Genomic DNA, 6,133 nt, shown 5'->3' on the forward strand with positions numbered 1-6,133 from the left:
CCGGGCGGGCGGGTGTCGCCGGTTATCCTGAACCGGTCCCGTCCTTTTCCATGCCGTCACCGTCATGCCGTCACCGTTGGGAGTACTGCGTCGTGCGTATCGACCTGCACACCCACTCCACGGCTTCGGACGGTACCGACACCCCCGCCGAGCTGGTCCGCAAGGCCGCCGCCGCGGGGCTGGACGTGGTGGCGCTGACCGACCACGACGGCACCGGCGGCCACGCCGAGGCCATCGCGGCCCTGCCCGCCGGGCTCACCCTGGTCACCGGCGCCGAACTCTCCTGCCGCCTGGGCGGCATTGGGGTGCACCTGCTCGCCTACCTCTTCGACGCCGCCGAGCCCGAGTTCGCCGCCGAGCGCGAGCTGGTGCGCGACGGCCGTGAGCCGAGGGCCCGCGCCATGGTGGCCAGGCTCCGTGAACTGGGCGTGCCCATCGCCTGGGAGCGGGTGGCCGAGCTGGCCGCGGGTGGCGCGGTGGGACGTCCGCATGTGGCCACCGCCATGGTGGAGCTGGGCGTGATCGACAGCGTCTCGGACGCCTTCACCGAGCAGTGGCTGGGCAATGGCGGCCGGGCCTATGTGGAGAAGCACGAGTCCGACCCCTTTGAGGCCATCCGCCTGGTCAAGGCGGCCGGCGGGGTCACGGTGCTGGCGCACCCGCTGGCCGTCAAGCGCGGCCGCTGCCTGTCCGAGACCTCGATAGCCGAGCTGGCCTCGGCCGGTCTGGACGGCGTCGAGGTGGACCACATGGACCATGACGCCGCCACCCGGGCCCGGCTGCGCGGCCTGGCGGCCGAGCTCGGCCTGCTGACCACCGGCTCCAGCGACTACCACGGCAGCCGCAAGAGCTGTGAGCTCGGAGAGTTCACCACCGACCCGGAGATCTACGGCGAGATCACCCGCCGCGCGACGGGCGCTTTCCCCGTCCCCGGCGCGGGTGGCCGGCCCCTCCGCTGATCCAACGGCCGTCCCACGGCCGCATCCTGCTCCCTTCCATACCCCCCGTAACTCCCGTACCGGGCGCGCTCCAGGGCGCCCGTACGCGCGTTTCGCACTCTCACAAGGCACCACCGTGTTCGACTTCGCTGTCTTCGGCTCCCTCTTCCTCACCCTGTTTGTGATCATGGATCCCCCCGGGATCACCCCGATCTTCCTGGCCCTCACCGCGGGCCGTGCCGCCAAGGTCCAGCGCCGGATGGCCTGGCAGGCGGCCGCCGTGGCGTTCGGCGTGATCACCGTCTTCGGCATCTGCGGCCAGCAGATCCTGGACTACCTGCACATCACCACCCCCGCCCTGATGATCGCGGGCGGTCTGCTGCTGCTGCTGATCGCCCTGGACCTGCTGACCGGCAAGTCCGAGGAGCCGACCCAGACCAAGGACGTCAATGTCGCCCTGGTGCCGCTGGGCATGCCGCTGCTGGCCGGCCCCGGCGCCATCGTCTCGGTGATCCTGGCGGTGCAGCACGCCAACTCCGTCGCCGCCCAGGTCTCGGTGTGGGCCGCCATCGCCGCCATGCATGTGGTGCTCTGGCTGGTGATGCGCTACTCGCTGCTGATCATCCGCGTGATCAAGGACGGCGGAGTGGTCCTGGTCACCCGGCTCGCGGGCATGATGCTCTCCGCGCTGGCCGTGCAGCAGATCATCAACGGCATCACCCAGGTGATCAGCCACCACCGGTGAGGCCCCGGATATGCGCGACGCCCCCGTACGGAACGTTCCGTACGGGGGCGTCGCGCATATCGGCGGCGGTGGGGGTCACCGCGTCCCGGTGTCGGCCGGGCGGATATAGATGCGTTGGCCCACCGAGGCGGCCTGCTGCACGATCCGGTTGACGGAGGCGGCGTCTACGACAGTGCTGTCGACGGCGGTGCCATCGACGTCGTCGAGGCGCATGATTTCGAAGCGCAAGGCTTCTCCCTTCGTCGTGATCCTCCTGAGGAGAACTGAATGAACAGTGACGCGCGCGACTGCGGTGGCGGCGCGTTACACAGCTCTAGAACGAAGGTGCCCTCTCAAACATTCCCTACGCTAAGGAAATTTTTAACCTCACTAATGACCAGTCGGATCGCCGGACCCGGAACGGAACGACCCCCCAACATGACTGAGGAACGACCCCCGACATGACTGACGCGAACCCGTCCGCCCCTGAGCCCGCCCCCCTTGACCTGCGTGCCGTGGCCGCCGGCATCGAGCGCACCAATGAACTGCTCACCCGGGTGCTCGCCGAGGTGGCGACCACCCCTTCCACCCATGCCGTCTTTGTGGACGCGGGCTATGTCTACGCCGCCGCGGGCCGCCTGGTGGCCGGCACCGAGGACCGGCGGGCCTTCGAGCTGGACGCCGAGGGGCTGATCGAGGCCTTTATCGACAAGGCCCGCACCATCTTCCCGGACAGCAGACTGCTGCGCGTCTACTGGTACGACGGCGCCCGCCGCCGCATCCACACCCCCGAGCAGCAGTCCATCGCCGAGCTCCCGGACGTCAAGGTCAGACTGGGCAATCTCAACGCCAACAACCAGCAGAAGGGCGTGGACTCCCTGATCCGCTCCGACCTGGAGTCGCTGGCCCGGCACCGGGCCATCAGCGACGCGGTGCTCATCGGCGGGGACGAGGACCTGGTCTCCGCGGTGGAGGCCGCCCAGGGCTATGGCGCCCGGGTGCACCTGTGGGGCATCGAGGCGGCCGGTGGCCGCAATCAGGCCGAGCCGCTGCTCTGGGAGGTGGACAGCCAGCGCACCTTCGACCTCGACTTCTGCAAGCCCTATGTCTCCCGCCGGACCGGCTATGAGTCCTTCGGCGAGGCCGTCGCCCGTGGCCCCGCGCCCAGCCGGGACGATGTGCGCTTTGTGGGCGCCCGGGTGGCGGCCCAGTGGCTGGGCTCCCGGGGCCATGACTCGCTCTCCGAGCTGCTGCCCGGCCACCCCTATCTGCCCGGCACCGTCGACCAGGAGCTGCTGGTGGAGGCCGAGTCGCTGCTGGGTCTGTCGCTGCGCGGCCATGCGGACCTGCGCCGGGCGCTGCGGGACGGCTTCTGGGACCACCTGCGGATGCAGTTCTGACCCGAGCTTCCCATGGGGCCCGATCCGGGCGTGCCGGAGTGCGCGCGGGGGGACCGGATGGAACCCTGGGGGCTATGGGCGGCTGCCGTGGCATGCGCGGACGGCCCGTTTTCCCTTACGGAGCACACAACAGGAACGAGGCGATCGGCCATGTCGGCTTCCGACCGCGCGGGGCCCGGGACGCCCTGCTGGGTGAGCCTGCAGACCGGTGACCTCGCCGGTGCCCAGGGCTTCTACGGCACGGTGCTGGGCTGGACCTTCCGGTCGGGCTCGCTGGGCGAGAACTTCCTGGTGGCCCTGAGGGAGGGCAAGCCGGTGGCGGGCATCGGCAATGTGGCCCGGTCCATGAGCGTGCCGGTCTCCTGGACCGCGTACTTCGTGGTGGACGACGCCGACGCGGTGGCCGCCCGGATCAGGGAGCGCGGCGGCACCGTGGCGGTGGGGCCGCTGGCCTTCGGCAGCGGCCGCGCGGTGCTGGCCTCCGACCCCGACGGCGCCGTCTTCGGCTTCTGGGAGGGCCGGGTGCTGCCCGGCTGGACGATCGGCAGCGGTGCCGCCCCCGCCTGGCTGGAACTGCGCACCCGCAATGGCTTCGACGCCGCCCAGTTCTATGGCGCCATCTTCGGCTGGGACAGCCAGGACACCGACCTGGCCTACGAGGACGACGCGGTGATGGTGCGGGTGCACGGCCACACCGTGGCCTGCCTGCGCGGCGGCGGCGTGGAGGCCGCGCCCGACCCCCGTATCCGGCCGCGCTGGCATGTCTACTTCTGTGTGGACGACGTGGAGCAGGCGGTACGGGCGGCGCTGGCGGCCGGCGGCGAGCTGGCCCAGGAGGCCGGCCCGCACGGCGAGCGCGAGGCGACCCTGCGCGACCCCGAGGGCGGACTCTTCACCGTCACCTCGAACCGGATCGCCTGAGCTCCTCCCAGAACCCGGTCAGGGCCTCGGCGGTGGCGGCCGGGCGCTCGGCGGCGGGGGAGTGACCCGCGCCCGCCACCACCGTGCGCACCGCGGACAGTTCCTTGGCCATGGCCTCGATCTCCGGCACCGGCCAGGCGTAGTCCACCGCCCCGCACAGCACATGCTTGGCCAGCGGCACCCGGGCCAGCTCCCCGACCCGGTCCGGCTCGCTCATCAACTGCCGTCCGGTGACCACCAGTTGCTCCGGGACCGTGGCCAGCCAGCGCCGGTGCAGAAACTCGCCCAGGGCCGGCGGCGCGTCCGGGTCGGCGGCCTCCGCCTCCATCCGCTGCATCTCCAGCCACACCTCCGCCGGACTCATCCGCAGCTCGGCCAGCGCATGCACCAGCAGCCCGGTACGGGCCCGCTGCGACTCGGCGATGCTCGCCCGGCCGCTGCTCATCAGGGTGAGCGAGCGGTACGGGGCCGCGTCGTCCAGCACCGCGGCCCGGGCGATCAGCCCGCCCAGCGAGTGCCCCACCAGATGCACACCATCGCCGAGGGCCGCCGCCTGGGCGCGCACATCCAGCGCCAACTCCCGCTGGGCGTAGGCCGCTTCGTCCCCAGGGCCGCCGCTCTCGTACTGTCCCCGGCCGTCCACCGCCACCGCCCGGTAGCCCGCCTCGGCGAGCGGCCCCAGCACCGCGATGAAGTCCTCCTTGCTGCCGGTGAACCCCGGCACCAGCAGCACGGTGCCGCGCGGCGGCCCGTCCGGACGGGCGTCATGCACGGCGAACTCCCCGCGGGCCGTGGCCAGACGGTAGGCACGGGCACAGGGGGGCAAGGTGAGAAAGGGCGGCCTGCTCATGCCCCGAGGCTAACCTCCACGTCCGAATGCCGCCGGACCCGGGCGAGGATCCGGCCGACGATCGGTACATGTCTACTACGCACTCAACTGATCACAGGGTCGCCCTGGTCACCGGCGGCAGCCGAGGCATCGGCGAGGCGGCCGTGCTGCGGCTGGCCGCCGCCGGGGCCGATGTCGCCTTCACCTACCGCTCGGAGGAGGCCCGCGCCGCCGAGGTGGCCGCCAAGGCCGAAGCGCTGGGCCGCCGCGTCCGGGCGATACGGGCCGACGCGGCGGACCCGGCGGCGGTACGAGCCTCGGTGGCCGAGACCGTCACCGCGTTCGGGCGGCTGGACATCCTGGTCAACAACGCGGGGGTGGGGGTGATCGGGCCCATCGGGGAGATGACCGCCGACGATGTCGACCGGGTCCTCGCGGTCAACATCCGGGCCGTCTACCTGGCGACCCAGGCCGCGGTGGCCCACCTGGGGCCGGGCGGCCGCGTCATCACCATCGGCAGCTGTATGACCGAACGCGCCGCGTTCCCCGGCGGCTCGCTGTACGCCATGAGCAAGGCCGCGCTGACCGGACTGACCAAGTCCCTGGCCCGCGAGCTGGGTTCGCGCGGCATCACCGTCAACCTGGTCCAACCCGGCCCCATCGACACCGAGATGAACCCCGCCGACGGCCCGTCGTCCGCCACCCAGGCGGCGTTCACGGCCGTCGGCCGCTATGGCCACGCCTCCGAAGTGGCCGACCTGATCGCCTATTTGGCCGGCCCGGAGGCCGGCTATGTCACCGGAGCGGCAGTCGCGGTGGACGGGGGCTTCGCGGCGTAGCGTGCGGGCCTGCTGTGACATGCGGCTCCGCCGCGGAACGGCCCGTGGCCGGCCACCTGTTCAGGTGACCGGCCACGGGTGCGTGGGCGACGCTCAGCTCTCGGCGGCGACGGCCTTCTTGGCGGTACGGGTCCGCTTGGGCTTGGCCTCGGCCTCGCCGTCCACGGCGGCGACCGCCTTCTTGGCCGTGCGGGTGCGCTTGGGCTTGGCTTCCGCCTCGCCGTCCACGGCCGCGACGGCCTTCTTGGCGGTACGGGTCCGCTTGGGCGCGGCCTCCGCCTCGGCATCCACGGCCGCGACCGCCTTCTTGGCGGCGGTGCGGGTCCGCTTCGGCTTGACCTCGGCCTCGCCGTCCACGGCGGCCACGGCCTTCTTGGCCGTCCGCGTGCGCTTCGGCTTGGCCTCGGCGCCGTCAACCGTGGCCGTCACGGCCGCATCGACGACATCCACGGCGGCCACGGCCTTCTTGGCGGCGGTGCGGG

Annotated in this window: 7 protein-coding genes and 1 pseudogene; 5 read left to right on the forward strand and 3 right to left on the reverse strand. The window is 72.0% G+C overall.

Annotation, left to right across the window (positions count from 1 at the left end):
• Nucleotides 1-92 precede the first annotated feature (92 nt).
• Together ACIHFE_RS05515 and ACIHFE_RS05520 are read left to right on the forward strand one after the other, a co-directional pair.
• Nucleotides 93-959, forward strand: coding sequence for a PHP domain-containing protein (locus ACIHFE_RS05515; protein WP_400104507.1), 867 nt, complete (start codon nucleotides 93-95; stop codon nucleotides 957-959).
• A 115-nt stretch (nucleotides 960-1,074) separates the two neighbouring features.
• Nucleotides 1,075-1,683, forward strand: a complete 609-nt coding sequence (locus ACIHFE_RS05520; protein ID WP_400104508.1) for a MarC family protein — start codon at nucleotides 1,075-1,077, stop codon at nucleotides 1,681-1,683.
• A 75-nt stretch (nucleotides 1,684-1,758) separates the two neighbouring features.
• On the opposite strand, the gene ACIHFE_RS05525 is transcribed toward ACIHFE_RS05520, so the two are convergent.
• Complete coding sequence (locus ACIHFE_RS05525) at nucleotides 1,759-1,911, reverse strand: hypothetical protein (protein WP_400104509.1); 153 nt, start codon at nucleotides 1,909-1,911, stop codon at nucleotides 1,759-1,761.
• Between the two features lie 212 nt (nucleotides 1,912-2,123).
• On the opposite strand from ACIHFE_RS05525, the gene ACIHFE_RS05530 reads away from it, so the two are divergent.
• Entirely contained in the window at nucleotides 2,124-3,062 is a 939-nt protein-coding gene (locus tag ACIHFE_RS05530; protein ID WP_400104510.1) for an NYN domain-containing protein, read from the forward strand.
• Between the two features lie 150 nt (nucleotides 3,063-3,212).
• The gene (locus tag ACIHFE_RS05535; RefSeq protein ID WP_400104511.1) at nucleotides 3,213-3,983 is read left to right on the forward strand and encodes a VOC family protein; all 771 of its coding nucleotides are present in this window, start codon (nucleotides 3,213-3,215) and stop codon (nucleotides 3,981-3,983) included.
• On the opposite strand, the gene ACIHFE_RS05540 is transcribed toward ACIHFE_RS05535, so the two are convergent.
• Nucleotides 3,961-4,833, reverse strand: a complete 873-nt coding sequence (locus tag ACIHFE_RS05540; protein ID WP_400104512.1) for an alpha/beta fold hydrolase — start codon at nucleotides 4,831-4,833, stop codon at nucleotides 3,961-3,963. The genes ACIHFE_RS05535 and ACIHFE_RS05540 overlap by 23 nt on opposite strands.
• A 68-nt stretch (nucleotides 4,834-4,901) precedes the next feature.
• On the opposite strand from ACIHFE_RS05540, the gene ACIHFE_RS05545 reads away from it, so the two are divergent.
• Nucleotides 4,902-5,651, forward strand: coding sequence for a 3-oxoacyl-ACP reductase family protein (locus ACIHFE_RS05545; protein WP_400104513.1), 750 nt, complete (start codon nucleotides 4,902-4,904; stop codon nucleotides 5,649-5,651).
• 93 nt (nucleotides 5,652-5,744) lie between these two features.
• Here ACIHFE_RS05545 and ACIHFE_RS05550 read toward each other — a convergent pair.
• Nucleotides 5,745-6,133 (reverse strand): annotated as a pseudogene (locus tag ACIHFE_RS05550) (ATP-dependent helicase); the annotation flags it as partial.

The sequence above is a fragment of the Streptomyces sp. NPDC052396 genome (genome assembly GCF_044593195.1).
In the GTDB taxonomy this organism is placed as follows: Bacteria; Actinomycetota; Actinomycetes; order Streptomycetales; family Streptomycetaceae; genus Streptomyces.